We start from the raw sequence: 26,818 nt of genomic DNA, 5'->3' as shown, positions 1-26,818 counted from the left end.
CGGTGCCGACCGCGCTGAGGTCGACACCGGCCGGGCCGGGACGTCCGGCGGGGTCACCGCCGCCCGGTCGACATCGTCAGTTCACGTACACCGTGCCGCCCGGCCCGCTGACCGGGGCGTAGGTGACGGTGAAGTAGCCGGTGGGGAAGCAGGTCCCGGGTCCGGAGACCTTGGTGAATGGCTGGTTGACCATGCTGATGGACTTGTCGGCGTTGTTCGCCGTGCCGACCAGGCGGTTGCCGTTGGCCTGGTAGACGCAGGTGATGGTGCCGAGCAGGGTGCTGAGTACGGCGGTCGTCTGGATCGGTCCGGCTGCGCCGCCGGTGATGGTGAGGACCTTGCCGCTGGTCACCGAGGCGGTGAACGGGAGGTTGTTCACGGTGATGCCCCGGACGCCGATCACTCCGATGACGTTGCTCGTGCAGTTGCTGACGGTCTGCGTGCCGACGTTCTCGGTCGCCGTGCCCGGCGCGGTCGGGTTGCTGGTGACCGTGGCGGCGAATGTGGACTGGGCGCACTTCACGCCGGTGCTGCCGGTCGTGGAGTTGTAGAGGTTCGCCGTGGTGCCGGCCTTCAGGTTCGCGGTCAACGTCTGGCCGACGGCGACCGACGGGCCGGTCGCGTTGTTGTAGGTCAGCACGTTGCCCGCGGCGGCGGCCGGGCCGGCGGTGGCGAGCACGGCCAGCAGCGCCGAGGTCGCGGCGAGGGTGAGGTACGCGTACCTGCGCATGACTTCTCCCTGGGTGTGGTGGTGGGGGTGGGGGGTGGGTGCGGGCGGGTGGTCCGGGCTCCTTCCTCGGGCGGCATCCGTCAACCCGACCGGACCGGCGCGGGCCGTGGCGGGTGGCGGACGGTGGAGGCGCGACGTGGCCCTCCACGGGCCGACCCGGGACGGGGTCGACGGGTGGGGGGCGTCGCGTCGGTGTGGGTCGGACGGATCGCAGAAGGCGACGTCACGACGAGAAGCAATGAATTCTGACGATGTTATATGCCCCCGATGGCGGCGTCGTCAAGAAACAATTCCGTCGCCATGTGATCGAGGTTTTTGACTCTTTTGCCATTGTGAAGACGCAGCTCGCGGACGCCTTGACCCCGAACCGTACTCGGCGGTAACTTGTGCCATCCACACCGTCGACAGCCCGCCACGACACCATTCGATCAAGGGAGTCGGTCATGTCGTCCGTCGATATCGCGCGCGTCTCCGCAACTGTCCCCGAGGAAGGCGCGGTCCGCTGGCGCCGGTTCTTTCCGATGCTTCTCGGCACCGGTGTGCTCAGTGCCGCCATGGTGCTGCTCACCGCGCAGGGCGTTCTGGCGGCGCAGTTCTCCATCTCCGGCCTGCCCTTCACGGTGACCGCCGACCGGCTCGACGGCACCGGGTTCGAGCAGTTCGCCGCGCTCGACCACATGGTCGAGGGCAGCCCCAACGAGGGGGACACCGGGGGGCAGGTCGTGGTGATCGTCTCGGCCATCGACCGGGCCGAGCTGACCAACCTCTGCCAGAGCGTGAACATGGGCGGGATGGTCCTGAAGATCACCGCCGGTGACTCCGGCAAGCCGGTCAAGGCCCGCACCCTCGTCGTCGACTCGGACAGCATCGCCGGTGACGCCGACTTCCGTAACATCGACATCGGGCAGGACGCCAGCACCCTCGACAAGGTTCCGGGCGTCAAGGGCGGCATCGGCATCTTCGCCCAGCAGGCCGACACGGTCGTCATCGACGATCTCCGGCAGAACAACTGGGCCACCACCGCCGCCGCCTTCACCCTGCCCCATCTGCGGATGAGCTTCGCGTCGGAGGGTTGCTGACGATGGCCGCTGCGGTCCCCGGGCCCGCCGCGACGTCCCGCCGGAGCCGGCCAGGTCGGTTCCGGCGTTGGCGTCGGACCCGCCCGTTCTGGGGGGCGTTGATGGTGATCCTCGGCGGGGCCGAGATCCTCGCCTCGGTGCGCGCGCCCCTGCCGGTCATCCTGCACATCGGACTCCAGGGGATGGCCGGCTACCTCGTTCCGCTGCTGCTGTTGACCTGTGGCGTGCTCCTGCTCGCCACGCCCGCCCAGCGGGCGTTCTACGCGATCGTGTCGATCATCCTCGCCCTGGCCTCCTGGCTGACCTCGAACCTCGGCGGTTTCCTGATCGGCATGCTGCTCGCCCTGGTCGGCGGCTGTCTCGCGTTGGCCTGGACACCGCGACGTCAGCCCCCGGCCGGGGCGTCGTCCGACGCGGAGCACGCCGGCTGAGCCCGGTCCGTCCCCGTTCGGAACCCGATGGTCCGGCCCACCGGCAGACCGTGTGCCGACAGGCGCCGGGCGGCGCGGCGCAGCCGGTCGGACAGGTCGGGCGTGGCCGGGTCGAAGAGCAGTCCGGCCACGTTGCCGGTGTGCGCGACCTGGACGCCGACCGCGCCGGTCTGTGCCGCGACCCGTTCCAGGAGACCCAGCTCCGGCTTGGGCAGCAGGGACTGGTTGCGGCGGGCGCTCTCGCTGCTGACCCGGCCCAGTAGTCCGACGTCGGCGGTGGCGACCGCCTGTCGTACCGCGACCCGCAGTTCCTCGTACGCCGGCACCTCTGCGGCGGACGGCGCGGGCAGGGTGAGGGTGTCCACCGGGCGGCCCGCGCCGGTGGTGCAGGAGAGGACGACGGCGGCGGGCAGCGGGCGGCCGAAGTCCTCCAGCACCCGGGCTTCCCGGGAGGCGAACAGGGTTGCGCTGTCGCCCAGCATCAGCGGATCGGACGCCCGCTCGGCCCGGACGGCGATGCGGGCCACCGTCTCCGCCGGCAGCCGGACACCGAAGCTGGCCGCGACCGCGCGGACCGCGGCGATGACGTCGCTGGTGGACGAGCCCATCCCGATCCCGACCGGAACCTGCCCGTGCAGGCTGAGCCCCCCACCGCAGGGGCGTTCCCCGGTCCGGCGCGCGCACTCGGTCACCGTCAGCACGGCGGCGCGCCGGGCCTTGCCCCGGTCGGCGGGACGAACCGTCAGGTGGTCGGCGGAGCTTCCCGGCCGGCGGACGAAGGTGGCGGTGGTGCCCGTACCGGGAACGGGGAGGGTGACCAGACCCCGGCACGGGTGTCCGTCGGCGTCGAGGAAGACGCCCTGGAGGATCTCGCCGTGGTGGCACGGGGCGTGCCCGACCCCGACCGGCCCCCGGCGGTCGACGCCCTGGTGCGGAAGGCCGGCCGGCGGGGGCGCGGGCACGCGGGCGACAGCGGGGGCGTCCCGGACGACCTGGTCGACCGTGGGCGGGGTGGGGATCACGACGTCGAGTCTGACCCCTGCCGGGAAACCGCCGAACGGGCCGCCGCCCCGAGTGCGTCGGCCGCTCCGTATGACCGCTCTGACCAGGGCAAAGTCCGACTTGCCGCAATAGGCCGTTTGGCTGGTTACTTGTCGCACTGGTGCGGGTAGCGTGCGGTTCGTGGCGAAGAAACCATCAGCTCCCCCTATGGTGTTGGTTGACGCGGTCCGCGCGGTCGGCACCGCCCTGAGTGGCACGTCGCGCCGCCTCGTGCCGCCTCCCGCGAGCCTGCTCGACGCCGCGTCCGGCTTCTGGCGTACGCACGCGCTCGGTGCGGTGGCCCGGCTGGGCGTCGCCGACCAGCTCACCGACGGTCCCCGGGACGTGGCGGCGCTCGCCGCCGCCACCGACGCCGACGAGGACAGCCTGTTCCGGGTGCTGCGGGCGCTGGCCGCCGACGGCATCTTCCGTCGGACCGGGCCCCGCACCTTCGCGCTGAACGCGCTCGCCGAACCGCTGCGCAGCGACCATCCGCGCTCGGTCCGGCACACGTTGATCCAGATCAGCTCCGGCTGGAACCAGCGGATCTGGTCCGACCTGACCGCCACGGTCACCGAGGGAAGCCCGGCGTTCCCCCGGCAGTACGGCGGGTTCCTCTGGGACTACTTCGCCGAGCACCCCGACGAGGGGGAGCACTTCCATCGCTCGATGCGCGAGCTGAGCCGGCTCGACATGCCGCAGATCCTGGCCGCGCACGACTTCGGGCGGTACGAACGCATCGCCGACGTCGGCGGCGGCTCGGGGCAGTTGCTGGCCGGGATCCTGGACGCGCATCCGCACCTGCACGGGGTGCTCTACGACCTGCCGGCCGCCACCGCGGACGCGCCGGCGGTGCTCGGCGCGGCCGGGCTCACCGGCCGGGTGGAGGTGGTCAACGGCAGCTTCTACGACCACGTGCCGCCCGGGTGCGACGCCTACCTGATGCGCAACATCATGCACGGGCTCACCGACGAGCAGGCCCGCCCCGTCCTCGACCGGCTGCGGCCGGCGTTCACCCCGCGCACCCGGCTGCTGGTGCTGGACTGCCTGGTGCCCGAGGGGTCCGGTGGCAACCACCCCGGTTTCCTCGACCTGCAGATGATGGTCGGCAGCGGGGGCCGGGAGCGTAGCGCGTCGGAGATGGCGGCGCTGTTCGCCGCCAACGGGTTCCACCTGGTCGACGTGCGGCGCACTCCCGGGCCGACCGCGATCTTCGTCGGCCGCCTCGCCTGATCCCGCCGCCGGCGGAGCCGCGTCCGTGACGGGCTCGTGTCGGACCCGCCGGCTACCCTCGACACGTGGTGACGGAGACCGATGTCAGGCTGCCCGACGGCCGCACGTTGCACGTCTACGACACCGGCGGCCGTGGTCCCGCCGTCTTCTGGCACCACGGCACACCGAACATCGGCTCGCCGCCCGAGCCGTTGCGTCCCGCCGCCGCCCGCCTCGGCCTGCGTTGGGTCTCCTGCGACCGCCCCGGATACGGCGGCTCCACCCGTGCCCCCGGCCGGACCCTGACCTCCGTCGCGGTCGACGTCGGGCATGCCGCCGACGCACTCGGTCTCGACCGGTTCGCGGTCGTCGGTCACTCCGGCGGTGGGAGCTTCGCGCTGGCCTGCGCGGCGGTGCTGCCCGACCGGGTCCTCGGCGCGGTCGCGGTGGCCGCCCTGGCACCCTTCGCCGCCGAGGGGCTCGACTGGTTCGCCGGCATGTCCCCGGCCGGCACGGCCGCGCTGCGTGCCGCCCTGGCCGGGCGTGCGGCCAGAGAGGCGCACGAGGCGACGACGGCCGGCGACGATCCCGGGTTCGTCCCGGCGGACTGGGCTGCCCTGCGGGGCACATGGTCCTGGTTCGATCGGGTGGTGGGCCCCGCCCTGGCCGGTGACCCGGGGGGACCGGTCGACGACGACCTCGGTTACGTCGCCCCGTGGGGCGTGGATCCGGGACGCGTCACCGTTCCGGTTCTGATGGTGCACGGCGGCCGGGACCGGGTGGTGCCCGCTGCGCACGGCGAATGGCTGGCCCGCCGGTGCCCGTCGGCGGAACTGCGACGCCATCCCGACGACGGGCACATCTCGGTCCTGCACCACGCCGATGCCGCGCTGACCTGGTTGCGCAACCGCATCCCCTGAGTGGTGCGCCCGGATCAGCAGGGCGGCCGGTCGAGCAGCTCGCGGACCCGGGCGGCCAGGGACACCGACGCGTCGATCTCCAGCTTCCGGTTCGACACGCTCTCCACGTTGAACCCGAACGGCAGTCCGAGCCGCCGACAGAAGGTGATCAGCTCGCGGGCGGTGGCCAAGCACTGCTCGTACGACTCGGCGAGCGGGTCGTCGGCGTGCCGCAGCGCGTTCTCCAGCCAGCGCGGGACGCGCACACCGAGCCACTTCAGGAACGCGAGGGTCTTCAGCGAGCCGCAGACCGAGAGGGTGAACACCACCGGCTGTGGGGCGAGCCCCCGTTCCCGGCAGGCGTAGTGGTAGTCCGACACCATGCTCTTGGACGCGTCGACGTCGTAGATCACCTGGGAGACGAAGAACCCGCACCCCCGTTCCTGCTTGGCCAGCATCCGCAGGTGCTCGTCCGACCCCCGGGTGTGTCGTTCGGGGATGGCGACGCCGCCGACGGTCAGGTCGGGGCGGGTCTCCCGGCGCAGGGCGTGGGCCCGGGGCAGGGTGGTGTGCACCTGCTTGCTGCCCGAGGAGGCGCCCACGAAGACGCCGGCCATCCGGTCGGTGTCCGCCGTGCGCAGCCAGTCGCGCAACTGCGGCTCCGGGTACTTGCCGACGCAGCGGTAGACGATCGCCGGGCGACGCCAACCAACCAGATGCCTGGCGTGGAAGACCGCCGGATCCATCGTCGGCAGGTACGGGAAGGGGCGTTCGTCCGGGTTGCGGTCGCTCTCGTCGTCGATGTCGTAGAGCACCAGCGCGTCGACGTCGAGCGGGTCGAGCCGGGCCAGGGTCAGCCGGGCGATCTCGTCGGCCTGCTCGGCGGTGGCGCTGGCCCGGGGAGGGGTGATCCCGAACAGCAGCAGACCGCGCGTCGCCCCACCGAGCACGTGCCGCAGTGATGGCGCGGCGGCGGACCCACTGGCCGGGGCGGCCGGACCGTCCACAGGGGAGGGGGAGGGGAGGGCCGACATGCGTACCAGGCTAGCCAGGCCCGGGGCCCGGGGTGACCGCCCCCGGGCACCGGTCCGCGTACCGGGACGCCCAGGGTGGCGCACGGCCCGGTGCCACGCGGTCCGGTCGGGCCGCCCGACGTCCCCGCAGGCGGGCCGCCTGCGGTCGGGGTCCGGTCGGTGGGGCCCGGCGGTGTCGGTCACAATGCCGGGATGGATCAACGGGACCTGGTGCGGGTGAGCAAGCGGGTGTCCCTGGCGTTGCGGCACCGGCCCGACCGGTTCGGCCTGACCCCCGACGGGGGCGGGTGGGTGCCGGTCGGCGACGTCCTCACCGGGCTGGCAATCGACCGGGCGACGCTGGAGGCCGTGGTCGCCGACAACGACAAACAACGGTTCGCCGTCGAAAGGGGCGCCGACGGCGTGGAGCGGATCCGGGCCAGTCAGGGGCACTCGATCCCGGTCGACCTGGACCTGACCCCGGCGGTCCCGCCGGACCTGCTCTACCACGGCACGAGCCAGGGAGCGCTGGACTCCATCATGGCCACCGGGCTGCACCGGGGTGACCGGCACCACGTGCACCTCTCGGCGGACGTGCCGACCGCCCGCCGGGTCGGTGCCCGGCGGGGTGGCGCGGTCGTGGTCCTCACCGTGGACGCCGCCGCGATGACCGGCGACGGGCACCTCTTCTACCGCAGCGCCAACGGGGTGTGGCTGGTCGACGCCGTCCCGCCCGCCTACCTGACCGGGCCGTGACCGCACGTGGCGGTCACGGCCCGGCGGGCGGGTGCCCAAAGGGCTCAGGCGGCCTCGACGGGGGCCGGTGACAGCAGCAGCGTGTCCAGCGGTTGCCGGACCCGGGGTGCCTCCTCCCGGGCGGCCAGCGGGGCGGGCAGCCGGGTCGCCGCGTCCGGACGGCCGACGGCGAGCACCACCACCGGCTGGAGGTCCCCGTCGAGGCCGAAGGCCGTCCGGGCGGCGGCGGCGTCGAAACCGCCCATCTGATGGGTGGCCAGACCGTGCGCCTGGGCCTGGACGACCAGGTGGGCGACGGCCTGGCCGGTGTCGTAGAGCGCGAACTGCCGGTGCCGTCCGGTGTCGTCGACCGTCCGGGCGGCCACCAGCAGCAACGCGCTGGCCGCGTCGGCCCACACCTGGTTGCCGGGGTTGAGCGTCCCGTGCAGCCGGGCGAAGGCGTCCTCGCCCCGGCGGGTGACCAGGAAGCGCCAGGGTTGACTGTTGTTGGCCGACGGCGCCCACCGGGCCGCCTCCAGCAGCGGACGCAGCACCGTGTCGTCGAGATGGTGCGCGGGGTCGAAGCTGCGGGGGCTCCAGCGCTCGGCGAGCAGTGGGTGCAGCGGTGTGTGGGTGTCGGCGGCCTTGGCGTGCGTCATGGTTGCGTTTCCTCGCGGGGATGGAGCCTCGTCCGGGTCAGGCCGCGATGGTGGCGTGCATCTCCCAGACCAGGATCTCGGCGGGTTCGGTGGCGGTGACCCGGTGTCCGCCGCCGGCCGTGAAGCGTACGGCGTCACCGGTGCCGAGCCGGCCGGAGCCTTCCAGTTCCACCGCGCCCCGGGCCACGAACAGGTGCAGGAAGGGCGCGTCGGGCAGCGGCACGCTGCCGCCGGGCTCCAGCCGGGCCGCGTACAGGGCGGCGTACCGGTTGCGGATCCGGATGGCGGCCTCCCCGTCGTGCCGCTCCATCCCCGAAGCCACCGGGACGAGGCCGCCGCCGAGCAGTTCACCGTCGATCTCGAGCTGCTCGTAACCCGGGGTCAGACCGTTCTCGTCGGGCACCACCCACATCTGGACGAAGTGCACCGGCTCGGTGTGCCGCTCGCCCTGGAGGCGCCAGGAGTCGTTCTTCTCCGAGTGCAGGATGCCGCGCCCGGCGGTCATCCGCTGGGCCAGCCCCGGGTAGATCACCCCGGAGTGGCCGGTGGAGTCCTGGTGGACCAGAGAGCCCCGCAGCACCCAGGTGACGATCTCCATGTCCCGGTGCGGGTGGGTGTCGAAGCCGGTGCCCGGCGTGACGATGTCGTCGTTGTTGACCAGGAGCAGCCCGTGGTGGGTGTTCGCCGGGTCGCGGTGGTGGCCGAACGAGAACGAGTGCTTCGAGTCGAGCCAGCCGGTTTCGGTGACGAACCGCTCCTCGGCCCGGCGGATGTCGACGCGGGGGGTCAGCAGGGTGCTCACGGGAGGTCCTCTCCACTGGGAGTCGGTTGGTGGGGAAGCGGCGGCGCGCCGCCGGTGCGGCACGCCCCACGGCTCAGGACTGCTTGATCGCGGAGACCTCGAACTCGAGGACGATCTTCTCGCTGACCAGGACACCGCCGGTCTCCAGGGCGGCGTTCCAGGTCACCCCGTAGTCACGCCGGTTGATGCTCACCGAGCCCTCGAAGCCGACCCGCAGGTTGCCGAACGGGTCGGTGGCCGCGCCCTCGTAGGTGAAGGGGATGGTCACCGGGTGGGTGACGCCCCGGACGGTGAGGTCGCCGGTCAGGTCGAAGGTGTCCGGGCCGGTCTGCCGGAACGTGGTGGAGACGAAGGTGATCTCCGGGTGGGTCTCCATGGCGAGGAAGTCGTTGCTGCGCAGGTGCTCGTCGCGCTGTGCGTTGCGGGTGTCGATGCTGGTCGCCTGGATGGTGACGGTCACCGCGGTCGCGCTCGGGTCGTCGCCGTCGAAGACCACCCGGCCCTCGAAGTCGTTGAACGCGCCCCGGACCTTGGTCACCATCGCGTGGCGGGCGACGAAGCCGATCCGGCTGTGGCTCGGGTCGATCGCGTAGACGCCGGTGAGCTGGGCGAGTGCGGCGGTCGGAGTGGTCATGGCGTCCTCCTGAAGAGCTTGATGATGTGTCATTTACGTCTGCCTAAACCTACATGACCCGTCATCCATTCCCTTCATGATGTGTCATCGATCACTGGTAGGGTGGACTCATGACCCGATGGCTCGACGACGACGAACAACGCGCCTGGCGGGCCTACCTGCAGATGCAGAACCGACTCACCGCCCGCCTGGGACGGCAGTTGCAGCAGGACTCCGGCCTCTCCCTCGCCGACTACGAGGTCCTCGTGGCGCTCACCGACGCGGCCGAGGGGCGGCTGCGTCCGTTCGCGCTGCAGAGGCAGTTGGAGTGGGAGCAGAGCCGCCTGTCCCACCACCTCAGCCGGATGCAGCGCCGGGGTCTGGTGGACCGGGAGGGCTGCCCCGGCGACCGGCGGGGGGCGTTCGTGGTGCTCACCCCCGCCGGGCGGGAGGCCATCGAGGCCGCCGCCCCCGGTCACGTCGCGGCGGTCCGGGAGTTCTTCCTCGACCAGGTCGGCCAGGACGAGGTAGCCACCCTGGAGCGTCTCGCCACCCGGGTGCTGCGCCGGCTGGACGCCGACGAGCAGGGCTGACCCCTCGCGGAACGGCCCGGGTGGCCGGCGGTGGCGGGAGCCGAGCCGGTCGGACCGCCCTGGGGCCCTAGCCGGTGATCCGGTGGGTGAGCGCGGTGTGCCGGCGGCCGGTGCCCGCCGTCCGCACGGCGATCGCCAGGGCCCGGCGGGAGCCGGCCAGCACGACCAGCTTCCGGGCCCGGGTGACGGCGGTGTAGAGCAGGTTGCGCTGCAACATCATGTACGACCCCATGGTCACCGGCACCACCACCGCCGGGTACTCGCTGCCCTGTGACCGGTGCACGGTGATCGCGTACGCGTGCTGCAACTCGTCCAGCTCGTGGAAGTCGTACCCGACGTCCTCGTCCTCGTCGGTGCGGACGGTCAGCGTCTGCTCGTCCATGTCGATCGCGGTGACCATCCCGACCGTGCCGTTGAAGACGCCGGCCGCCCCCTTCTCGTAGTTGTTGCGGATCTGGATGACCTTGTCACCGACCCGGAACACCCGCGATCCGTGCCGACGCTCCGGCGCGCCCTCCCGGTGCGGCGCGAGCGCCTGTTGCAGCAGGGCGTTCAGGTTGCCCGCGCCGGCCGGACCCCGGTGCATCGGGGTGAGCACCTGGATGTCGCGGGAGTGCAGCCCGAACCGACGGGGGATACGTCGGGCCACGATCTCCACCACCTGCTCGGCGGTGACCTCCGGCTCGTCGCTGGGGAAGAGGAAGAAGTCCGGGTACCCGTCGAACGCCGGGGGCTGGCCCGCGTTGATCCGGTGCGCGTTGACCACCACGCCGGACTCCTGCGCCTGGCGGAAGATCCGGGTCAGCCGGACCCGGGGGACGGATTCCGCCGCCAGGACGTCCCGCAGCACCTCGCCCGCGCCGACCGAGGGCAACTGGTCGACGTCGCCCACCAGCAGCAGGTGCGCCCCCGGCGGCACCGCCTTGACCAGCTTGTTGGCCAGGATCAGGTCGAGCATCGACGCCTCGTCGACCACCACCAGGTCGGCGTCGAGCGGGTTGTCCCGGTCGTGGGCGGCGTCCCCGCCCGGCCGGAGCTGGAGCAGCCGGTGGACCGTGGTGGCCGCCTGCCCGGTCAGCTCGGTCAGTCGCTTCGCGGCCCGTCCGGTCGGCGCGGCCAGGACGATCTTCGCCTGCTTCGCGGTGGCCAGTTCGATCACCGACCGGACGGTGAAGGACTTGCCGCAGCCCGGACCGCCGGTGAGCACGGCGACCTTCGAGGTGAGCGCCAGCCGCACCGCCTGCTCCTGCTCCGGAGCCAGCTCCGCGCCGGTCCGCGCCCGCAGCCAGGCCAGCGCGCGGCCCCAGTCCACGCCCGCGAAGGCCGGCATCCGGTCGGCCGGCTCGCGCAGCAGCCGGAGCAGGCTCGCCGCGAGCGCCGACTCGGCCCGGTGGAACGGGACCAGGTACACCGCCGGGATGGTGCCGCCGTCGCTGCTCGGGTTCGGCACCGCCTCCCGGACCACGCCCTCCTCGGCCGCGAGCGCGGTCAGGGCCTCGCCGACCAGGGGCGCGGGCACCCCCAGGATCGCGGCGGCGTCGGCGAGCAGGTTCGGCTCCGGGAGGTAGCAGTGACCGTTGTCGGCGGCCTCGGAGAGGGTGTACCGGATGCCGGCCTGCACCCGCTGCGGGCTGTCGTGCGGGATGCCGACCGCCTGGGCGATGCTGTCGGCGGTCCTGAAGCCGATGCCCCACACGTCGGCGGCCAGCCGGTACGGCTCGTTGCGCACCACCGAGATCGCGTTGTCGGCGTACTCCTTGTAGATCCGCACGGCGTGCGAGGTGGAGACGCCGACGCCCTGGAGGAAGACCATCACCTCCTTGATGGCCTTCTGCTCCTGCCAGGCGGTGCCGATCGCCGCGGTGCGCTTGCGGCCGAGGCCGTGCACCTCGATCAGCCGGCCCGGTTCGTTCTCGATGACGTCCAGGGTCTGCGCGCCGAACGCGGCGACGATCCGGGCGGCCATCTTCGGCCCGATCCCCTTGATCAGCCCCGAGCCGAGGTAGCGCTCGATGCCCTGCACGGTGGCGGGCAGCACGCTGGTGCAGCTGTGTACCTCGAACTGGCGGCCGTACTTCGGGTGCGATCCCCAGCGGCCGACCATCCGCAGCCGCTCCCCGGGCTGCACGCCGGGCAGGGCTCCGATCACGGTGAGCAGGTCGGTGCCGGAGCGGTCGGTGGCGACCCGGGCGATCGTGTAGCCGGTCTCCTCGTTGACGTAGGTGATCCGCTCGAGCACCGCCTCCAACGTCGCGCCGCGCACGGGTGCGGTGGCCGGGGCGGGCGGTACGGCGGTCATCGCAGAAGATGATGGCAGACCCGTCCGACACCCCGGTGGTGGGAGCGTGTGTTCCGGGCCGGCGCGTCCGCCGGCCCGGTGCGGTCCGTCGACGGCCGGGTCAGCCGCCCGGGCAGCGCGTGTCGCCGCCGCTGTGCTCCTGACAGCCACCCGGCCCGGAGGGAACCGGCGGCGGTGGGACCAGGTCCCGGGCAGCAGCCGTCCCGAGCGGCAGCCCGAACACGCCGAGGACGAGCGCCAGGGACAGGTAGACCGCGCCGGTGCGCACCAGTCGCCCGGCGAACGCGACCACAGCGATCACGACCGGGCCACCGGCGGCGGTCAGGTAGAGCGACAGCAGCACCCAGCTGCCCCGTCGGCTGCTCTCCGCCGGGCCGGCGCCGCCGTTGCCGTGCTGGTCGGCCCAACCCTGGATGCCGATGGCGAAGGTCCAGCCCAGCAGCACCAGTGCCGCGAGCAGCCAGAGCATGGTCAGCAGTGCCACGGCACCGGCCCGGCGGTGGGGCGGGGGCGACGGTTCCATACCGGCCAGTACACCCGATGCGATCCGGCGGCGCGTGAGTACGAAAGCTCAGCGCCGCCGGCCGTCAGCGGCGGCTGAGCAGGGAGGTGACCCGCATCCGCTCGCTGTGGATCCACACGTCGGAGTACTCGATGGCGCGGCCGTCGTACAGGTAGGTGATCTGTTCGAGATAGAGCAGGGGAAATCCCTCCGGCACGCCGAGCGCGTCGGCGACGCGGCCGGTGGCGGCGGTGGCGCTGAACGTCCGCCGGCCGGTGGTGATCTTCAGGCCGTGGTCGTTCTCCAGCAGGCCGAACAGCGAACGGTCGGCCAGGTCCGCCCGGTCCAGACCGGGGGCGAGGTCGGTCCGGACGTAGTTGACCAGCCAGGCGACCGGACCGGTGGTGGTGGAGCGGAGCCGTTCCAGATGCAGCACCGACTGGCCGGGATCCAGGTCGAGCAGGGTGGCCAGCGGCGGCGGAGCGGTGATCACCCGTTGGGAGAGCACCTCGGTGGTGTACGAGACGCCCTGCCGGGCGAAGTCCTCGGAGAGGGTGTTCAGCTTCTGCGCGATGGACGGCTCGATGGCGGTGGACGTGACGAAGGTGCCCCGCCCGCGTACCTGCACCAGCAGGCCGTCCCGGATCAGGGTGGCGAGGGCCCGGCGGAGCGTGCCCCGGGAGATGCCCAGGTCGGCGGCGAGTTCCGGCTCGCTGCGGAGCCGGTAGTGCGGCGGCCAGTCGCCCGACACGATCCGGGTCCGGATCTGTTCCGACACCTGCGCGTGCAGCGGAGCCGGTGCGTCGCGGTCCAGTCGCTCGGTGGTCCCGTCGGGGAGTTCTCGGTCGGACATGGCACCTTCCACGGGGGTCGTCGCCCCCCGACCGCTGCCGGGCACCGGCCGGGCTCGGGTCGAGGGGCGACAGACGGTCAGTAGCTCGTCGTGTGCTCGTTCACGTCGTCCGTGACGATAGCCACCCCGGCGCTGGTGCCGAGCAGCACCGCCCCGGCCCGGAGCAGGGAGACGGCCTGCTCGAAGGACTTGATGCTGCCCGACGCCTTGACCTGCACGCCTTCCGGCGCGCGGGCCACCAGGTAGGCGACGCTGTCCGGGTTGGCCACCTCGACGGAGCCACTGCTGGCGTTCTTCAGGAACGCCGCACCGGCCTCGATGGACAGTGCCACGGCGGCCTCCCGTTCGGCAGGGGTGAGCAGCGGCAGTTCGAGCATCACCTTGACCGGTACGCCGGAGGCCTCGACCACGCCGGCGATGTCGTCGCGGAACGCGTCGTACCGGCCGCTCTTGAGCCAGCCGATCTGCACGCCGATGTCTATCTGGGTGGCACCGGCCCGGACCAGGCTCTCCGCCTCGGCGGCCTTGCCGGCGCTGGTGGTCACGCCGACGGTGGGGAAATCCAGGGCCGAGGCGACCCCGACGCCGGTGCCGCGCAGCACCTCGGCCACCTCGGCGACCCAGGAACCGGGAACCATGGCGGCGTCGAAACCGAACCGGACGGTCTCCTCGGCGTGAGCGACGATCCGGTCGCGGGTGATGCCGACGTCGATCAGCGTGTGCTGGATGTAGGGCGCCAACGTCGCGGGGGTCAGGTCGACGTCGGTCAGGAAGGCAGTGCTCACGTTTCTCTCCAAATCGGGGTACGTCGTGGTGCGGCGACGCCGCTACATCCGGTCCCGGTAGTAGTCGGGCACGATCACGCCGGGCTCGTCGAACCAGCGCGGCACGTCCACGCCGCAGACCAGCCCGACGTTGCCCCACGGGTTGAACGCGCCGGTCCGGACGATCGCCTTGGCCTGGTGGGCCAGCTCGCCGAGCATCTCGGCGTGCGGGCGGGTGGTCAGCGGTACGCCCGGGAAGCGCTGCCCCAACCACTGCGCCAGCGGCGTGTTGTGCGTGGTCACGTCCTCGGCGACCACCACGCCCTCGACGACGATCTCGTCGGCGACGAGCCCCAGCACGGTGGTCAGGTCGGGCAGGTCCTCCGCGACGGCCAGGTCGATCCGGTGGGCCGTACGCGGAACGGGGAAGCCGGCGTCGACGACGAGCAGCAGGTCGGTGTGGCCGAGGGTGGCGAGCACCCCGGACAGCTCGGCGTGGAGTAGACCTCGGCGTTTCATGCGTTCTCCTTCATCGTGTGTGCGCCGGTGGCCAGCGCCATCACGGTCTCCTCGGTGGCCTCGGCCGCGTCGAGCACACCGACCAGCCGGCCGGCGGCCATCACGGCGATCCGGTCGCTGACGGTGAGCAGCTCGGGCAGGTCCGACGAGGAGACGACGATGGACACACCGGCGTCGGTGAGGCTGCGGAACAGTCGGTAGATCTCCGCCTTGGCGCCGACGTCGACGCCGCGGGTGGGTTCGTCGAGCAGCATCAGCCGGGGCTCGATCGACAGCCAGCGGGCCAGCAGGGCCTTCTGCTGGTTGCCGCCGGAGAGCTGGGTGATGCCCTGGGCGGTGGTGGCGGTCTTCACCCGCAGCTCGCGGGCGCGGTCCTCGGCGTCGCGCCGCAGGGCCCGTCGCCGCAGCACCCCGAACCGCTGCCGCCGGCCCAGGGTGAGCACGGTGACGTTGTCGGCGACGCTCATCGTCGGCAGGATGCCCTGCTGCCGGCGTTCCCCCGGCAGGTAGGCGACCCGGGAGCGGATGGCGTCGCGCGGCGACCGGGCGGTGAACCGCTCCCCGTCGAGCGCCAGGTCGCCGCCGTGGACCGGGTCGGCACCGAAGACGCCCCGCAGCAGCTCGATCCGGCCGCTGTCGGGCAGTCCGGCCACGCCGACCACCTCGCCGGGGGCGACGTCGAGATCGACGTCGGTGAACCCGGTGCCGGAGACGCCGCGCAGCCGCAGCCGGGGGGTGGCCGTCGCGGCCGGCGGGGGAGTGTCGTGCCGGGCGAACTCGGCGGCGAGTTCCCGCCCGACCATCGCCGCGACCACCTGGTCCGGGGTGACCTGCGCGGTGGGCCAGTGCCCGACGTGCCGGCCGTCGCGCAGTACGTGGATGTGCTGGGACAGGGCGAAGACCTCGGGCATCCGGTGCGAGACGTAGAGGAGCGTGACGCCGTCGGCCTGCAACGAGCGGATCACCCCGAACAGTCGCTCGGACTCCGCCGGGGAGAGGATCGAGGTCGGCTCGTCGAGGATGACCACCCGGGCCCGGCGGGCCAGCGAGCGGGCGATGACCACCAGCTGCTGGGACGCCGCGTCGAGGTGGCGTACCGCGCGTCGCGGGTCGACCCGCAGGCCGAGCCGGTCCAGCAGCTGCGCGGCCTGCTCCTCCATCCGGCGGCGGTGCGGGAAGGGCCGGGAGCCGGGTTCCGCGCCGAGCAGGATGTTCTCGGCGACGCTGCGGTCCTGGGCGAGGGAGAGTTCCTGCGGCACCAGCGCGACCTGGTGCCGGCTGAGCAGGGTGGCCGGGTGGAAGCGGCGGACCTCCTCGCCGGCCACCCGTACGGTGCCGGTGGTGGGCGTGTCCAGCCCGGCCAGGATCTTCATCAGCGTCGACTTGCCGGCGCCGTTCTCCCCCATGACGGCGGTGAGACTGCCGGCGGGGACGCTCAGGGTCACGTCCTGCAACGCGCGGACGGCACCGAAGTGCTTCGACAGGCCGGACACCTCGACGGCGGCCGTGGCGGGGGCGAGGATCGTGGCCGGGCTGGTCATCGGCTCAGCCCTCCACCGGCACGGTGGCCACGTTGTCGCGGGTGACCACGAGCGCACCCGTGTCCACGTCCTTGATCTCGGTGCCGTTCTTCAGGTAGCCGGCGAGCAGCTTGACCGCCTGGTAGCCCTGCTCGGCCGGGCCCTGGCTGATGGTCAGGTCGACCACGCCGCCCTTGAGGTAGTCGACGGTCTGCGGCTGCACGTCGAAGCCCACCGAGTGGATCTTTCCGGCCTTGCCGGACTGCTGGAGCCACTTGGCCCCGGCGGTGAAGCTGCAGCAGTCGAGGGAGACCAGGGCGATCGCGTCGCGCTGCGCGGCCATCGTCGACTCGATCTTGTTGTACGCCGCGCTCGGCTCGTTGCCGGTGTTCACCGGGCCGACGACCTGGAGGCCGGAGTCCTTCAGCCCGGCCTGGAAGCCGGTGAAGCGGTCGTTGGACCAGCCGGCGCCGGAGTCGACCGACACCACGACGACCTTGCCCTTCTTGCCGTCCAGCACCCCGAGCAGTTCCTTGGCCAGCGACTCGCCGGAGGCGACGAGGTCCTGACCGACGAAGCCCATCTGCTTGGACTCCGGGTTGTTGGTGTTGAACGAGATGATCGGGATGCCCGCGTCGTACGCCTGGGCGATGACCGGCTTGAGCGCGTCGTTGCTGGCCGAGGAGACCGCCAGGCCGTGGATCTGCTTCTGGTTGATCAGCGTCTGCAACTCGGCCACCTGGTCGGCGGCGTTGCCGCCGGTCGGGCCGATCATCTGTGCCTCGACCCCGAGTTCCTTCGCACCGCGCTCCATGCCCTGCCGGATCGGGACGGCGAAGGCCAGCGACGGGTCGTGGTAACTGAGCCGGATCTTGAGCGGTTCGCCCTTCTCGACGGCGTCCTTGATGTAGTCGGCGAGCTGGAACCCGCCGTCGCCGCCGCCGGAGGCGGTGCTGGCCGGGGTGACCGCGCCGCAGGCGCTGCCGGCCAGCAGCGCGAGGCCGAGGGTGGCGGCGACCGCGAGCCGGCGCCGGAAGGTGAGCTTCATCGGGTTGCTCCTTGCGTGTGGGGGATGGGGGCGTGGTGGTGCGGGGCGGTCAGCGTCGCCCGGAGCGTCGGCGTAGCCAGGTGTCGGCGGCCACGGCGAGGATGATCACCGCGCCGGTCGCCACGGTCTGCCAGAACGAGGAGATGCCGCGCAGGTTCAGGATGTTCTGGAGGACGCCGATGAAGGCGACGCCGATGACGGTGCCGAGCATGGTGCCGGAGCCGCCGAAGAGCGCCGCGCCACCGATGATCACGGCGGAGATGGCGGTCAGCTCCATCCCGGTGCCCGTGACACCCTGCACATAGGACAGGAAGGAGAGGCCGAGCACGCCGGCCAGGCCGGCGAGCGTGCCGGAGAGGGTGAACGCGGCGACCTTGACCCGGCCGGTGTTGATCCCGCACAGGCGGGCGGCCTCGGCGCTGCCGCCGACGGCGTAGGTGTTGAAGCCGTAACGCGACCGGGACAGCACGACCATGCCGAGGGCGGCGACGAGCGTGAAGATGACCAACTGCATCGGCAGGAGGCCGAACAGCTTGCCCTGGCCGAGCAGGTTGAACTCGGCCACGTTGGGCTCGCTGGCCGACAGGGAGATCGGCGAGCCACCGCTGAGCAGCAGCGTGACTCCCCGGTAGACGCTCAGCGTGCCGAGGGTGACGATGAACGAGGGGATGCCGAAGCCCACCGTCATCAGGCCGTTGAGCAGGCCGGCGACCGCACCGGCGGCGATCCCGCCGAGGGCGGCGAGCGGCCAGGCGACGTCCGAGGTCATCAGCAGCCCGCAGACGACCGCGCCGAGGCCGTAGATCGAGCCGACCGAGAGGTCGATCTCGGCGTTGATGATGACGAAGGTGACGCCGACGGCCATGATGCCGATCTGGGCGATCTGCTGGCCGACGGTGAGGAAGTTGTCGGTGCCGACGAAGCCCGGAGCGATCAGCGTGCCCAGGCTGAAGAGCACGACGAGGGCGAGGAAGGTGCTGGCCTCGCGGGCGTGCAGGAAACGCTGGAACGGGGAGCGGGCGCGGGGGGCGGCGGTCTTCTGTACCGGCGGTGCCGCCGGGGCGGTGGTCATCTGGGCCATCGGTGTCATCTCCTCAGCAGGGCCGCGACGTCGTCCGGGTGGGGCAGGGCGGGGATCACCTCGGCGATGCCGACGGTGTGGGCGCCGGCCGCGGCGGCGAAGCGGACCGCGTCGGTGAGGGCATCGCCCCGGGCGAGGGCCACGGCGAGCGCGCCGGTGAAGGCGTCGCCGGCCCCGGTGGTGTCGACCACGCGCGGCACGGTGACCGGGTCGACCCGGATCCGCTGCCCGTCGTGGTCGACCAGGGCACCCTCGGCGCCGAGGGTGAGCACGACCGTGCCGGTGTGGCGGGCGCGGATCAGGTCGACCAGTTCGTCGCCGGTGGCCGGGTCCTCCGGGCCGAGGCCGGTGAGCACCCGGGCCTCGCTGGCGTTCGGCGTCACGACGTCGATCCAGCGCCACGCCTCGTCCGGCAGCCGGACGGCCGGCGCGGGGTTGAGCAGCGTCCGGACGCCGCGCTCGTGGGCGGCGCGCAGCGCCGCGACGGCGACCGGGAGGGGGATCTCCAGGGAGACCACCACCAGGTCGGCGGCGGCGATGCGGTCGGCGAAGCCGTCGACGTCGGCCGGCGTCAGGTCGTCCAGCGCGCCGGGGGCGATGACGATCCGGTTCTCGCCCTGCTCGTCGACGAGGATGACACCGACCATGGTGGCGGCTCCGGTCGTCCGGACCCCGGTGGCGTCGATCCCCTCCTCGGCCCAGAGCTGTCGGGCGGCGGTGCCGAACTGGTCTGCGCCGACGGCGGTCAGCAGGCTGACCTCGGCGCCGAGCCGGGCGGCGGCCACCGCCTGGTTCGAGCCCTTGCCGCCGTGTCCGGAGGCGAAACGACCCCCGGAGAGGGTTTCTCCGGCGACCGGCAACCGGGGCACCCGCATGGTGAGCCCGGCGCCGTAGCTGCCGATCACTGCAATCTTCATCCTGGCCTCATGTTCATGGACAACCATGTACAACTCAGGGGACCATAGGGAGCCTGTCTCGGCGGTGTCAATAGCGGTGGGGGTGGTCGCCGGAAACATTCCGGAAACCGTGTGGTCACCACCCCGTCACCCTGCGTGCCGGCGGGCGGTGGCACCGAGGTGGCCTCGGGCAGCCGGTGCCGCCGGACGCCGCAGGCGGGGATCGACGCAGGTCAGACGTGGGTGCTGGCGGGGAATCGACCCGGATCAGGCGTGGGTGCCGGGCGGGAATCGACGCGGTTCAGGCAGATCGTGTGTTCGGTAAACACAGTGGCCGGTCGGCGCGGGGGAGCCGGAGACGTTCGGTGGCAACGGCTCCCACCAACCGTCGACGCACTGTGGACGCCGGTGCCCGCCCGGCGATCCGGACGCGGTCACCGGCACCGGTGGTCGGAGTCGGGACGCGGACCCGGTCAGGCCACCCGGGCGGTCGCGCCGGCAGGGGCGGACGGTACGGCGTCCGGGTGCAGGATCGCGGCGATCGCCTCGACGCCGTCCACCAGCCGGGGTCCGGGGCGCACCACGAGGGCGTCGGCGTCGACGGCCCACACCGCCGCGCCGGGGAAGCGGGAGGCGACCTGCTCGGCCTGCCGGGTCGCGCCGGCCAGGCCGAAGCCGCACGGGGCGACCAGCACGACCTCCGGTGCGGCGTCGGCCAGCGTCGCCCAGGTCGTCGGTGCCGACCGGGCGCCCGGGTGGGCGGCAACCGGCGTACCGCCGGCGGCCGAGACCAGGTCGGGAATCCAGTGCCCGGCCGCGAACGGCGGGTCCACCCACTCCACCACCACGACCCGGGGGTGGTGCCGCCCGGCGACCGCCGCCGCCACCGCCGCGAGTCGGCCGCGCAGCGCGGCCACCAGGGCTTCCGCCCGTTCGGGTACGCCCGCCCGTCGTCCCACCGCGAGGATCGTGCCGAGCACCTCGTCCAGGGTGTACGGGTCCAGCGACAGCACGTCGGCGCGGCAGCCCAGATGGTCCAGCGCCTCGGTGAGCTGCCCCGCCGGGAGTGCGCAGACCCGGCACAGGTCCTGGGTGAGGAGGAGGTCCGGGTTCAGCCCGGCCAGCGCGTCGGCGTGCAGGGTGTACAGGTCGGCCCCGGCCGCCCGCTGCGACCGGACATACGCGTCGATCTCGCCCGGGCTCATCCCCCGGGTGTCCCGGCCGCCCACCACCACGAGCTTGCCGGCCCGGTCGGCCGGGGGCACGTCGCACTCGAAGGTCACGCCGACCAGGTCGTCGCCGAGGCCGAGGGCATAGACGATGTCCGTGGCCGAGGGGAGCAGGGAAACCAGGCGCATGACCGCCATCATGCCGGGTGCAGCGCCGCCGCCTCCAGACCCGTCATGTCCGCCGCTGGTGCGTCTGAGCCGGTAAGGTGCGCGTTCCCGCTGGTCAGACGGATTGTGAAGCCGTCCGGGCCCCGATGCATCGCCACGTGGTCGCAGGACTGGTGGGTGATCCAGAGACCGAGGCCGCCGTTCGCGCCGTCACCGGCGGGCAGCAGCCCGGCGAACGGGTCCTTCGGACCCTCACCGCAGTCGTGGACGCTGACCACGATGCGGTCCGGCCCGCTCCAGAGCCGCAGCGTCACCGGCTCCCGTCCGTGGCGCAGCGCGTTGGTCACCGTCTCGCTCACCGCCACGACCAGGTTCTCGACCTCGTCGGGCGACAGGTGGCCGGGGTCGGCGGCGCACACCGCCGCGCGGGCCCGCGCCGGGGTCGGGTCGACCAGTTCCACCAGCGGCGGGGCGTACTGGATCGGATCGGGCAACATCGGTCGGGGCTCGGTGAGGTAGACCAGTGGATCGGTGTACGTCTCGCTGGTCAGGCGCTGGCCGTCGGGCAGCGCGACCCGGGGGTGGGTCCGCAGCACGTCGGCCAGGACCGGCGGGGGCGTGACCCGGCGGTCGTAGACGCACATGCTCCACAGTGGGAACTCGTCGTAGGCGTGGTTGATCGCCGACTCGTAGCGGGCCCACCAGTCCCAGGTGGAGCCGAGGGCAGCGGTGGGCACCTCACCGACGATCCGGATCTGCCCGGCCCCGGCGGCGACGTGGTCGGCCAGCATCTGCCGGTACGAGCGGATCGCCGCCGCCGGTCGGGCGTAGACGTCCCCGCCGTCGAGGAATCGCACTCCCGAGTCCGCCGGCAACGCCGACCGGACCAACTCCGAGTGGCGCTCGTCCAGGGAGACCAGGGTCGGCTCGCCCGCCTCGATTCCGCCGATCAGGAAGGGCAGCACCACGGCGAGCAGACCCTCGTCGGAGTCGTAACAGGCGGCCTCGTGGAAGTAGCCGACGTGGCCGGCGGCGACGCCCGTCCTCACCGGGCCACCTCCACGTCGAGTCCGGCGAGATCGAGCAACTCGGCGACCCGGGCGGCGGCGGACCGGGAGGCACGCAGGACCGCCACCGCGCCGCGCGCGCGGGCGTGGTCCCGCAGGTGGATCAGGTTGCGGTGGTCGATGAAGCGCAGGTCGGCCGCCTCCAACACCAACCTGCCGTCGGCCGGTCGCGGGTCGGCACGGTCCAGCGCGGCCCGGAACAGCTCGTGGTTCGAGGCGTCCAGTTCGCCGACGAGCGCCGCCTGACCGTCGCCCGGCGTGTCGGCGTACAGCCGGAAGAGGACGTCGTCGACGTTGGTGCCCGGGTGCAGGCAGGCCAGTTCCGCGACGGCCTCGTCGCCCAGGAGCCGCCGGTCGTAGGCGCACATGGCCGACATCGGCCGGACGCGCATGTACCGGTCGATGAGGTGTTCGTACCGGGCGAAGGCGTCCCGTTGCGCGGGGGTGCGTACCAGCGCGGTGGCGTCGGCGGCCACCCGCAGTCCGGTGTGACCGGCGGCCAGGGCGTCCGCTGTCGCGGTGGCGTAGGCGCGTACCTGGTCGGCGGGGACGACGATGTGGTCGTGGTGGTAGGCCGAGTCCAACGGGACGATCCGGGCGGCTCCCCGGCGCAGGGCGTCCCGGATCAGGGGCTCCTCCCGAAGCCGGTCGGCGACCGGGTCCGGCTCCGCCGTGACGTACCAGATCCGCTCTCCGAGGGCGAGGCCCTCCAGGAGGAAGGCCCGGACCTGGTCGTGCAGGGCAACTCGGTCGTCGTACCGCCAGCACACGTGGCGGTACGCCGCCTGCCGCGGTCCGCCGCTCACCCCGGACACCCCATGGTGACAGTCTAGGCCGGTCGGGTGCTGGGTCATCCCGCCGGGCGGATGCCGCCGGAAGCATCTCGGCCGGACCGGGAGCGGGCCCGTCCGGACCGCCGATTGACCCCGCTAATCGACGGATGTCATTGTCTGGGCACATTCCCACCCAGGAGGCTCCATGAGAGGCAGAACGCTGACCGCGGCCGTGGCGCTCGCCGTCGCGACCGCGCTGACGGTGCCGCCCACCACGCCGTCGGCCTCCGCGTCCGCGCCGACGCGGACGGTCGCCCCGGCTCCCCTCGCCGCCCCGGACATCGCGGTGGCCAACGTCCAGGCCCACCTGACCCAGTTCCAGACCATCGCACAGCAGAACGGCGGCCACCGCCGGGCCGGGTCCGCCGGCTACACCGCCTCGGTCGCCTACGTCAAGGGCAAGCTCCAGGCGGCCGGCTACACGGTCACCGAGCAGGTCTGCACGAGCTGTGTGTACCGGTCGAACAACCTCGTCGCCGAGTGGCCGGCCGGCCCCACCGACCAGGTGGTCATGTTCGGCGCCCACCTCGACGGCGTGTCGGCCGGCCCCGGCATCAACGACAACGCCTCCGGCTCGGCGGTCCTGCTGGAGAACGCGCTGGTCCTGGCCCAGCAGCGACCGACCATGACCAAGCGGGTCCGGTTCGCCTGGTGGACCGACGAGGAGCAGGGCCTCAACGGCTCCGAGTTCTACGTCAACTCGCTCAGCGCCACCCAGCGCGGGTACATCAAGGGCTACTACAACTTCGACATGGTCGGCTCCACCAACGCCGGCTACTTCATCAACCGGATCACCTCCACCACGGCCGCGCCGCTGAAGGCGTACTGGGACTCGCTCGGGCTCCAGCCGGAGGAGAACCGCGAGGGGCAGGGCCGCTCCGACGACTACCCGTTCCAGCAGGCCGGCATCCCCACCTCCGGTTACGCCGCCGGCGCGAGCGCCCGCAAGACCAGCGCCCAGGCCGCCAAGTGGGGTGGCACGTCCGGCGCGTCGTACGACCCCTGCTACCACCGGTCCTGCGACACCACCAGCAACGTCAGCGCGACGGTGCTGAACCGCAACGCCGACGGGATCGCGTACGCCGTCTGGCAGCTCGCGGTGGGCGGCGGCACGCCCGGTCCCTGCACCGGTGGGGAGACGGTCGGCAACGGCTCGTTCGAGAGCGGCACCACGCCGTGGACCGGCTCCACCGGCGTGATCACCAACGCGACCCAGCAGCCGGCGCGAACCGGCGCGTACAAGGCGTGGCTCAACGGGGACGGCACCACCCGGACCGAGACGTTGTCCCAGTCGGTCACCCTGCCGGCCGGTTGTACGAGCTACGCCCTCACCTTCCACCTGCACGTCGACACCGCCGAGAGCACCGGCACCCGGGTCTACGACCGGCTCACCGTGCAGGTCGGCGGGACCACCCTGGCCACGTACTCCAACCTGAACGCCGCCGCCGGGTACGTCGCCCGCACCTTCGACCTCGCCGCGTACGCCGGGCAGACGGTGACGCTCACCTTCACCGGCACCGAGGACGCCAACCTCCAGACCAGCTTTGTCGTCGACGACGTGACCTTGCTGGCCAGCTGAGCGATGGTCTCCCGCCGTCATGACGGGAGACCACCCTCCCCGGTCACGGGCGGTGGTGCGGTCAGCGCTGCGCGGTCGCCGACGGTGGGGCGCTGCCGCCCTGCGGGACCTCCGCGGTCATCAACCGGACGATCTCCGCGCGGTCGGCCGCCGAGGGCAGCCCCCACTCCGGCCGGTAGCCGTGCACCTCGGCAAGTGGGGTGGAGGCGGTCCGGCCGTCGAGCATCTCCACCGCGTCGGTGGCGACCAGTCCCGGATGCTCGACCCCGCACGCCTCGGCCACCTTCGTCAGGTCGCGGCGCAGCGTCCGGACGTAGTTCGCCGCCCGGACCGACTTGAGCGCGGGATCCAGGCCCCGCGCCAACCACCGGTTCTGGGTGGCGACGCCGGTCGGGCAGGTGTCGGTGTGGCACTTCTGAGCCTGGATGCAGCCGATCGACAGCATCGCCTCCCGACCGACGTTGACCATGTCGCAGCCGAGCGCGAAGGCCACGATCGCGTTGTCGGGCAGTCCCAGCTTCCCCGCCCCGGCGAAGACGACCTGCTCGTGCAGGCCGCGCTCGGCGAACGTCCGGTAGACCCGGGCGAAGCCCTGCTGGAACGGGAGCGAGACCGAATCGGTGAAGATCAGAGGAGCGGCCCCGGTCCCGGCCTCACCACCGTCGATGGTGACGAAGTCGACGCCCCGTCCGGTGTCCCGCATCAGGTCGGCCAACTCCTCCCAGAACCCGAGGTCGCCGACGGCGGACTTGATCCCCACCGGCAGGCCGGTCTCGGCGGCGAGCAGCTCGACCCAGTCGAGCAGGCTGTCGCAGTCGGAGAACTCGGCGTGCCGGGACGGGCTGACACAGTCCCGGCCCTCGGGGATCCCCCGGGTCTCGGCGATCTCCGCCGACACCTTCGCACCCGGCAACAGTCCGCCGAGGCTCGGCTTCGCGCCCTGGCTGAGCTTGATCTCCAGCGCCCGTACCGGTGCGCCCGCCACCACGTCCCGGAGGCGGCCCAGGCTGAACCGCCCGTGCTCGTCACGGCAACCGAAGTAGGCGGTGCCGAGCTGGAAGACCAACTCCCCGCCTTGGCGGTGGTACGGCGACAGGCCCCCCTCGCCGGTGTTCTGGAGGCAGCCCGCGAGCGCCGCGCCCCGGTTCAGCGCCTCGACGGCGTTGCCGGAGAGCGAACCGAAGCTCATCCCGGAGATGTTCACCACCGAGTCGGGCCGGAACGCCTTCGGTCGCCCCCGGGCCGCGCCGAGCACCTTCGCGCACGGCAGCCACACGTCGTGTCCGGCCGCCGGGGACGACGGGGGCACGGCCCGGCCGAAGGTCCGGTGCTTGATGATCGGATATCCGGGGGTGTACTCGATGTCGTTGTCGGTGCCGAAACCGAAGTAGTTGTTCTGCTTCTTCGCCGACGCGTACACCCAGCGCCGCTGGTCGCGGGTGAAGGGCCGTTCCTCGTTGTTGCCCGCCACGATGTACTGGCGCAGTTCCGGCCCGATCGATTCGAGCAGGTACCGGGCGCGGCCCAGCACCGGGAAGTTGCGCAGCAGGGCGTGGTGGCGTTGGAGGAGGTCGTGTGCGGCGAGGGCCGCCACTGCTGCTGCGGCGGCGGGTACGACTCGACGTGCCCAGGTCATGCCGGTCAGTCTTTCCGCGATCGGTCGCGCTCAAACTGCGCGCGGATTCCCCATGGCCGTTCCGGCGTCGGAGGCAGTCATCGCGTTAAATGTCGTACCCCCGTTGCAGCATGTCCCCATGGCTGTTCCCGCTCTGGCACATGGCCACGACCGGCCCCGCTCACTGCCGCTGCGCGAGGTCCGTACCCGGCTGACCCAGCTGGTCGCGATGGCCGAACTGACCGACACGGTCACCCTGGTCACCCGGGACGGTGACCCCCGACCCATCGCCGCGATCGTGCCGGCGTCCGCCGCTCGGAGCGCAGCCCAGACCCGGGCCGACGCCGACCGGGTCGCCGCGGTCACCGCCGGCTGGGCCCGTCGCCTCGACGAGACGCATCGGCAGAGTGCCCGTCGGCACGCCGCCGAGTTGCGGGCCGTCACCGATGCGCTCGCCGAGGCCTGGGCCGAACTCGACCGTCGGGCCGCCCCGGGCGGCGACCCGGCGCTCGCCCGGCTGCGCGCCGCGCACGCCGATCTCCTGCGCGACTGACCGACGCGGAGGTCGTCGCGGAGCCGGTGGTGGCGGACGGCCCCGCCCGCGCCGCGGTCGTCAACACGCCGTGTCCCGTCGTGCGGTCCGGGCAGCGAGGTGGTGAGCGAGCCAGGTGGGCAGCCGTGACGCGCGCCGGCCCGTGTTGGGCAGCCGTGACGCGCGCCGGCCCGTGTTGGGCAGCCGTGACGCGCGCCGGCCCGTGTTGGTCGGTCGGAGCGTGCCGGTGGGTCCGGTCGCGTGTTTCGTCCGGTCCGCCCGTTTGGTCCGGTGGCCCGGTGGTCCGGTCGCCGGGTGGGTCCGGTGTGGCCGGGCGGGGGTGGGGTCGTCCCGATGCCTGTGGAGCTGCCCCGTCTGCGCTACCGCTCGGCGGCGGGGCGCGTGGACGTGTGGCGCGTGAGCGGATGGGCGCGTGGGCGGGGCAGCTCCACAGGGCCCCGCCAGCGAGATCGGCCCGCCGGGCAGATCGGTTCACCGGCGTCCCCGACGTGCATTGGGGTGAATCGCCGGGCGACCATGGGTGAAGTATTCATATCGGACTTAAT

General features: G+C 72.5%; 27 protein-coding genes. 8 read left to right on the top strand and 19 right to left on the bottom strand.

Going from position 1 to position 26,818, the window contains the following annotated elements; all coding sequences use genetic code 11:
* Nucleotides 1–76: 76 nt before the first annotated feature.
* Nucleotides 77–730: a Tat pathway signal sequence domain protein gene (locus ACIBJE_RS05705; protein ID WP_396743373.1), complete on the bottom strand. Its 654-nt coding sequence runs from the start codon at nt 728–730 to the stop codon at nt 77–79.
* A 443-nt stretch (nt 731–1,173) separates the two neighbouring features.
* Here ACIBJE_RS05705 and ACIBJE_RS05700 point away from each other — a divergent pair, with 443 nt between their 5' ends.
* Nucleotides 1,174–1,809 (top strand): DUF6230 family protein, encoded by a 636-nt coding sequence (locus ACIBJE_RS05700; RefSeq protein ID WP_396743370.1) that lies wholly within the window; start codon nt 1,174–1,176, stop codon nt 1,807–1,809.
* 2 nt (nt 1,810–1,811) lie between these two features.
* Nucleotides 1,812–2,240: a DUF6114 domain-containing protein gene (locus ACIBJE_RS05695; protein WP_396743367.1), complete on the top strand. Its 429-nt coding sequence runs from the start codon at nt 1,812–1,814 to the stop codon at nt 2,238–2,240.
* Here ACIBJE_RS05695 and ACIBJE_RS05690 read toward each other — a convergent pair.
* On the bottom strand, nt 2,195–3,262 hold the full coding sequence (locus ACIBJE_RS05690) for a hypothetical protein (protein ID WP_396743364.1): 1,068 nt from the start codon (nt 3,260–3,262) through the stop codon (nt 2,195–2,197). The two genes, ACIBJE_RS05695 and ACIBJE_RS05690, sit on opposite strands and share 46 nt — an antisense overlap.
* A gap of 187 nt (nt 3,263–3,449) precedes the next feature.
* On the opposite strand from ACIBJE_RS05690, the gene ACIBJE_RS05685 reads away from it, so the two are divergent.
* Together ACIBJE_RS05685 and ACIBJE_RS05680 are read left to right on the top strand one after the other, a co-directional pair.
* On the top strand, nt 3,450–4,514 hold the full coding sequence (locus tag ACIBJE_RS05685; protein ID WP_396743361.1) for a methyltransferase: 1,065 nt from the start codon (nt 3,450–3,452) through the stop codon (nt 4,512–4,514).
* A gap of 65 nt (nt 4,515–4,579) precedes the next feature.
* Nucleotides 4,580–5,413 carry an alpha/beta fold hydrolase gene (locus ACIBJE_RS05680; RefSeq protein WP_396743358.1) on the top strand — a complete coding sequence of 278 codons (834 nt, stop codon included), beginning with the start codon at nt 4,580–4,582 and terminating at the stop codon, nt 5,411–5,413.
* Nucleotides 5,414–5,427: 14 nt separating this feature from the next.
* Here ACIBJE_RS05680 and ACIBJE_RS05675 read toward each other — a convergent pair whose 3' ends face one another.
* Nucleotides 5,428–6,426, bottom strand: coding sequence for a methylenetetrahydrofolate reductase (locus ACIBJE_RS05675; RefSeq protein WP_396743355.1), 999 nt, complete (start codon nt 6,424–6,426; stop codon nt 5,428–5,430).
* A 192-nt stretch (nt 6,427–6,618) separates the two neighbouring features.
* Here ACIBJE_RS05675 and ACIBJE_RS05670 point away from each other — a divergent pair, with 192 nt between their 5' ends.
* Nucleotides 6,619–7,161 (top strand): RNA 2'-phosphotransferase, encoded by a 543-nt coding sequence (locus ACIBJE_RS05670; RefSeq protein ID WP_396743352.1) that lies wholly within the window; start codon nt 6,619–6,621, stop codon nt 7,159–7,161.
* A gap of 44 nt (nt 7,162–7,205) precedes the next feature.
* On the opposite strand, the gene ACIBJE_RS05665 is transcribed toward ACIBJE_RS05670, so the two are convergent.
* From ACIBJE_RS05665 to ACIBJE_RS05655, 3 genes are all read right to left on the bottom strand, one after another.
* Nucleotides 7,206–7,799: a nitroreductase family protein gene (locus ACIBJE_RS05665; RefSeq protein ID WP_396743349.1), complete on the bottom strand. Its 594-nt coding sequence runs from the start codon at nt 7,797–7,799 to the stop codon at nt 7,206–7,208.
* A 37-nt stretch (nt 7,800–7,836) separates the two neighbouring features.
* The gene (locus ACIBJE_RS05660) at nt 7,837–8,601 is read right to left on the bottom strand and encodes a pirin family protein (RefSeq protein ID WP_396743346.1); all 765 of its coding nucleotides are present in this window, start codon (nt 8,599–8,601) and stop codon (nt 7,837–7,839) included.
* Between the two features lie 73 nt (nt 8,602–8,674).
* Complete coding sequence (locus ACIBJE_RS05655) at nt 8,675–9,235, bottom strand: YceI family protein (RefSeq protein WP_396743343.1); 561 nt, start codon at nt 9,233–9,235, stop codon at nt 8,675–8,677.
* A 110-nt stretch (nt 9,236–9,345) separates the two neighbouring features.
* Here ACIBJE_RS05655 and ACIBJE_RS05650 point away from each other — a divergent pair, with 110 nt between their 5' ends.
* Complete coding sequence (locus ACIBJE_RS05650; RefSeq protein WP_088984421.1) at nt 9,346–9,807, top strand: MarR family winged helix-turn-helix transcriptional regulator; 462 nt, start codon at nt 9,346–9,348, stop codon at nt 9,805–9,807.
* Between the two features lie 67 nt (nt 9,808–9,874).
* Here the strand turns inward: ACIBJE_RS05650 and ACIBJE_RS05645 are convergent, their stop codons facing one another.
* The 12 genes from ACIBJE_RS05645 to ACIBJE_RS05590 all read right to left on the bottom strand — a co-directional run bounded on the left by ACIBJE_RS05645 (nt 9,875) and on the right by ACIBJE_RS05590 (nt 22,499).
* The gene (locus tag ACIBJE_RS05645; protein WP_396743341.1) at nt 9,875–12,106 is read right to left on the bottom strand and encodes an ATP-dependent RecD-like DNA helicase; all 2,232 of its coding nucleotides are present in this window, start codon (nt 12,104–12,106) and stop codon (nt 9,875–9,877) included.
* A 100-nt stretch (nt 12,107–12,206) separates the two neighbouring features.
* Nucleotides 12,207–12,629, bottom strand: a complete 423-nt coding sequence (locus ACIBJE_RS05640) for a hypothetical protein (RefSeq protein WP_396743339.1) — start codon at nt 12,627–12,629, stop codon at nt 12,207–12,209.
* 64 nt (nt 12,630–12,693) lie between these two features.
* A complete protein-coding gene (locus ACIBJE_RS05635; protein ID WP_396743337.1) occupies nt 12,694–13,461 on the bottom strand; it encodes a GntR family transcriptional regulator in 768 nt (255 codons plus the stop codon).
* Nucleotides 13,462–13,538: 77 nt separating this feature from the next.
* Nucleotides 13,539–14,246, bottom strand: coding sequence for a deoxyribose-phosphate aldolase (deoC, locus tag ACIBJE_RS05630; protein ID WP_396743334.1), 708 nt, complete (start codon nt 14,244–14,246; stop codon nt 13,539–13,541).
* Nucleotides 14,247–14,288: 42 nt separating this feature from the next.
* Nucleotides 14,289–14,744 (bottom strand): D-ribose pyranase, encoded by a 456-nt coding sequence (gene rbsD / locus ACIBJE_RS05625; RefSeq protein WP_396743331.1) that lies wholly within the window; start codon nt 14,742–14,744, stop codon nt 14,289–14,291.
* Nucleotides 14,741–16,285, bottom strand: coding sequence for a sugar ABC transporter ATP-binding protein (locus ACIBJE_RS05620; protein WP_396743328.1), 1,545 nt, complete (start codon nt 16,283–16,285; stop codon nt 14,741–14,743). Before ACIBJE_RS05620 ends, rbsD begins: the two co-directional genes overlap by 4 nt.
* Nucleotides 16,286–16,289: 4 nt before the next feature.
* Nucleotides 16,290–17,312, bottom strand: coding sequence for a substrate-binding domain-containing protein (locus ACIBJE_RS05615; protein WP_396743325.1), 1,023 nt, complete (start codon nt 17,310–17,312; stop codon nt 16,290–16,292).
* A 49-nt stretch (nt 17,313–17,361) separates the two neighbouring features.
* On the bottom strand, nt 17,362–18,393 hold the full coding sequence (locus ACIBJE_RS05610; protein ID WP_396743322.1) for an ABC transporter permease: 1,032 nt from the start codon (nt 18,391–18,393) through the stop codon (nt 17,362–17,364).
* A gap of 5 nt (nt 18,394–18,398) precedes the next feature.
* Entirely contained in the window at nt 18,399–19,310 is a 912-nt protein-coding gene (locus ACIBJE_RS05605; RefSeq protein WP_396743319.1) for a ribokinase, read from the bottom strand.
* Between the two features lie 452 nt (nt 19,311–19,762).
* On the bottom strand, nt 19,763–20,647 hold the full coding sequence (locus ACIBJE_RS05600) for an ABC transporter substrate-binding protein (RefSeq protein WP_396743316.1): 885 nt from the start codon (nt 20,645–20,647) through the stop codon (nt 19,763–19,765).
* An 8-nt stretch (nt 20,648–20,655) separates the two neighbouring features.
* Nucleotides 20,656–21,675, bottom strand: a complete 1,020-nt coding sequence (locus ACIBJE_RS05595) for an anti-sigma factor RsbA family regulatory protein (RefSeq protein WP_396743313.1) — start codon at nt 21,673–21,675, stop codon at nt 20,656–20,658.
* On the bottom strand, nt 21,672–22,499 hold the full coding sequence (locus ACIBJE_RS05590; RefSeq protein WP_396743310.1) for an MEDS domain-containing protein: 828 nt from the start codon (nt 22,497–22,499) through the stop codon (nt 21,672–21,674). Before ACIBJE_RS05590 ends, ACIBJE_RS05595 begins: the two co-directional genes overlap by 4 nt.
* 172 nt (nt 22,500–22,671) lie before the next feature.
* Between ACIBJE_RS05590 and ACIBJE_RS05585 the strand changes: the two genes are divergently transcribed.
* On the top strand, nt 22,672–24,105 hold the full coding sequence (locus ACIBJE_RS05585) for a M28 family peptidase (protein ID WP_396743307.1): 1,434 nt from the start codon (nt 22,672–22,674) through the stop codon (nt 24,103–24,105).
* 61 nt (nt 24,106–24,166) lie between these two features.
* Here the strand turns inward: ACIBJE_RS05585 and ACIBJE_RS05580 are convergent, their stop codons facing one another.
* Nucleotides 24,167–25,741, bottom strand: a complete 1,575-nt coding sequence (locus ACIBJE_RS05580) for an FMN-binding glutamate synthase family protein (RefSeq protein WP_396743304.1) — start codon at nt 25,739–25,741, stop codon at nt 24,167–24,169.
* Nucleotides 25,742–25,859: 118 nt separating this feature from the next.
* Between ACIBJE_RS05580 and ACIBJE_RS05575 the strand changes: the two genes are divergently transcribed.
* Nucleotides 25,860–26,273, top strand: coding sequence for a type II toxin-antitoxin system Phd/YefM family antitoxin (locus ACIBJE_RS05575; RefSeq protein WP_396743301.1), 414 nt, complete (start codon nt 25,860–25,862; stop codon nt 26,271–26,273).
* Nucleotides 26,274–26,818 lie beyond the last annotated feature (545 nt).

This window comes from Micromonospora sp. NPDC050187 (assembly GCF_044459745.1).
GTDB lineage: Bacteria > Actinomycetota > Actinomycetes > Mycobacteriales > Micromonosporaceae > Micromonospora.
This window is presented reverse-complemented; position numbering and strand designations above follow the sequence as displayed.

Excerpts from the sequence above, each read along its gene's own strand:
- ACIBJE_RS05655 (WP_396743343.1), bottom strand. The coding sequence starts at position 9,235 with ATGACCACTCCGACCGCCGCACTCGCCCAGCTCACCGGCGTCTACGCG.
- ACIBJE_RS05695 (WP_396743367.1), top strand. The coding sequence starts at position 1,812 with ATGGCCGCTGCGGTCCCCGGGCCCGCCGCGACGTCCCGCCGGAGCCGG.
- ACIBJE_RS05585 (WP_396743307.1), top strand. The coding sequence starts at position 22,672 with ATGAGAGGCAGAACGCTGACCGCGGCCGTGGCGCTCGCCGTCGCGACC.
- ACIBJE_RS05575 (WP_396743301.1), top strand. The coding sequence starts at position 25,860 with ATGGCTGTTCCCGCTCTGGCACATGGCCACGACCGGCCCCGCTCACTG.
- ACIBJE_RS05600 (WP_396743316.1), bottom strand. The coding sequence starts at position 20,647 with ATGCGCCTGGTTTCCCTGCTCCCCTCGGCCACGGACATCGTCTATGCC.
- ACIBJE_RS05650 (WP_088984421.1), top strand. The coding sequence starts at position 9,346 with ATGACCCGATGGCTCGACGACGACGAACAACGCGCCTGGCGGGCCTAC.
- ACIBJE_RS05640 (WP_396743339.1), bottom strand. The coding sequence starts at position 12,629 with ATGGAACCGTCGCCCCCGCCCCACCGCCGGGCCGGTGCCGTGGCACTG.
- ACIBJE_RS05620 (WP_396743328.1), bottom strand. The coding sequence starts at position 16,285 with ATGACCAGCCCGGCCACGATCCTCGCCCCCGCCACGGCCGCCGTCGAG.
- ACIBJE_RS05605 (WP_396743319.1), bottom strand. The coding sequence starts at position 19,310 with ATGAAGATTGCAGTGATCGGCAGCTACGGCGCCGGGCTCACCATGCGG.
- rbsD (WP_396743331.1), bottom strand. The coding sequence starts at position 14,744 with ATGAAACGCCGAGGTCTACTCCACGCCGAGCTGTCCGGGGTGCTCGCC.
- ACIBJE_RS05685 (WP_396743361.1), top strand. The coding sequence starts at position 3,450 with ATGGTGTTGGTTGACGCGGTCCGCGCGGTCGGCACCGCCCTGAGTGGC.
- ACIBJE_RS05635 (WP_396743337.1), bottom strand. The coding sequence starts at position 13,461 with ATGTCCGACCGAGAACTCCCCGACGGGACCACCGAGCGACTGGACCGC.
- ACIBJE_RS05580 (WP_396743304.1), bottom strand. The coding sequence starts at position 25,741 with ATGACCTGGGCACGTCGAGTCGTACCCGCCGCCGCAGCAGCAGTGGCG.
- ACIBJE_RS05675 (WP_396743355.1), bottom strand. The coding sequence starts at position 6,426 with ATGTCGGCCCTCCCCTCCCCCTCCCCTGTGGACGGTCCGGCCGCCCCG.
- ACIBJE_RS05665 (WP_396743349.1), bottom strand. The coding sequence starts at position 7,799 with ATGACGCACGCCAAGGCCGCCGACACCCACACACCGCTGCACCCACTG.
- ACIBJE_RS05700 (WP_396743370.1), top strand. The coding sequence starts at position 1,174 with ATGTCGTCCGTCGATATCGCGCGCGTCTCCGCAACTGTCCCCGAGGAA.
- ACIBJE_RS05670 (WP_396743352.1), top strand. The coding sequence starts at position 6,619 with ATGGATCAACGGGACCTGGTGCGGGTGAGCAAGCGGGTGTCCCTGGCG.
- ACIBJE_RS05645 (WP_396743341.1), bottom strand. The coding sequence starts at position 12,106 with ATGACCGCCGTACCGCCCGCCCCGGCCACCGCACCCGTGCGCGGCGCG.
- ACIBJE_RS05615 (WP_396743325.1), bottom strand. The coding sequence starts at position 17,312 with ATGAAGCTCACCTTCCGGCGCCGGCTCGCGGTCGCCGCCACCCTCGGC.
- ACIBJE_RS05705 (WP_396743373.1), bottom strand. The coding sequence starts at position 730 with ATGCGCAGGTACGCGTACCTCACCCTCGCCGCGACCTCGGCGCTGCTG.
- ACIBJE_RS05610 (WP_396743322.1), bottom strand. The coding sequence starts at position 18,393 with ATGGCCCAGATGACCACCGCCCCGGCGGCACCGCCGGTACAGAAGACC.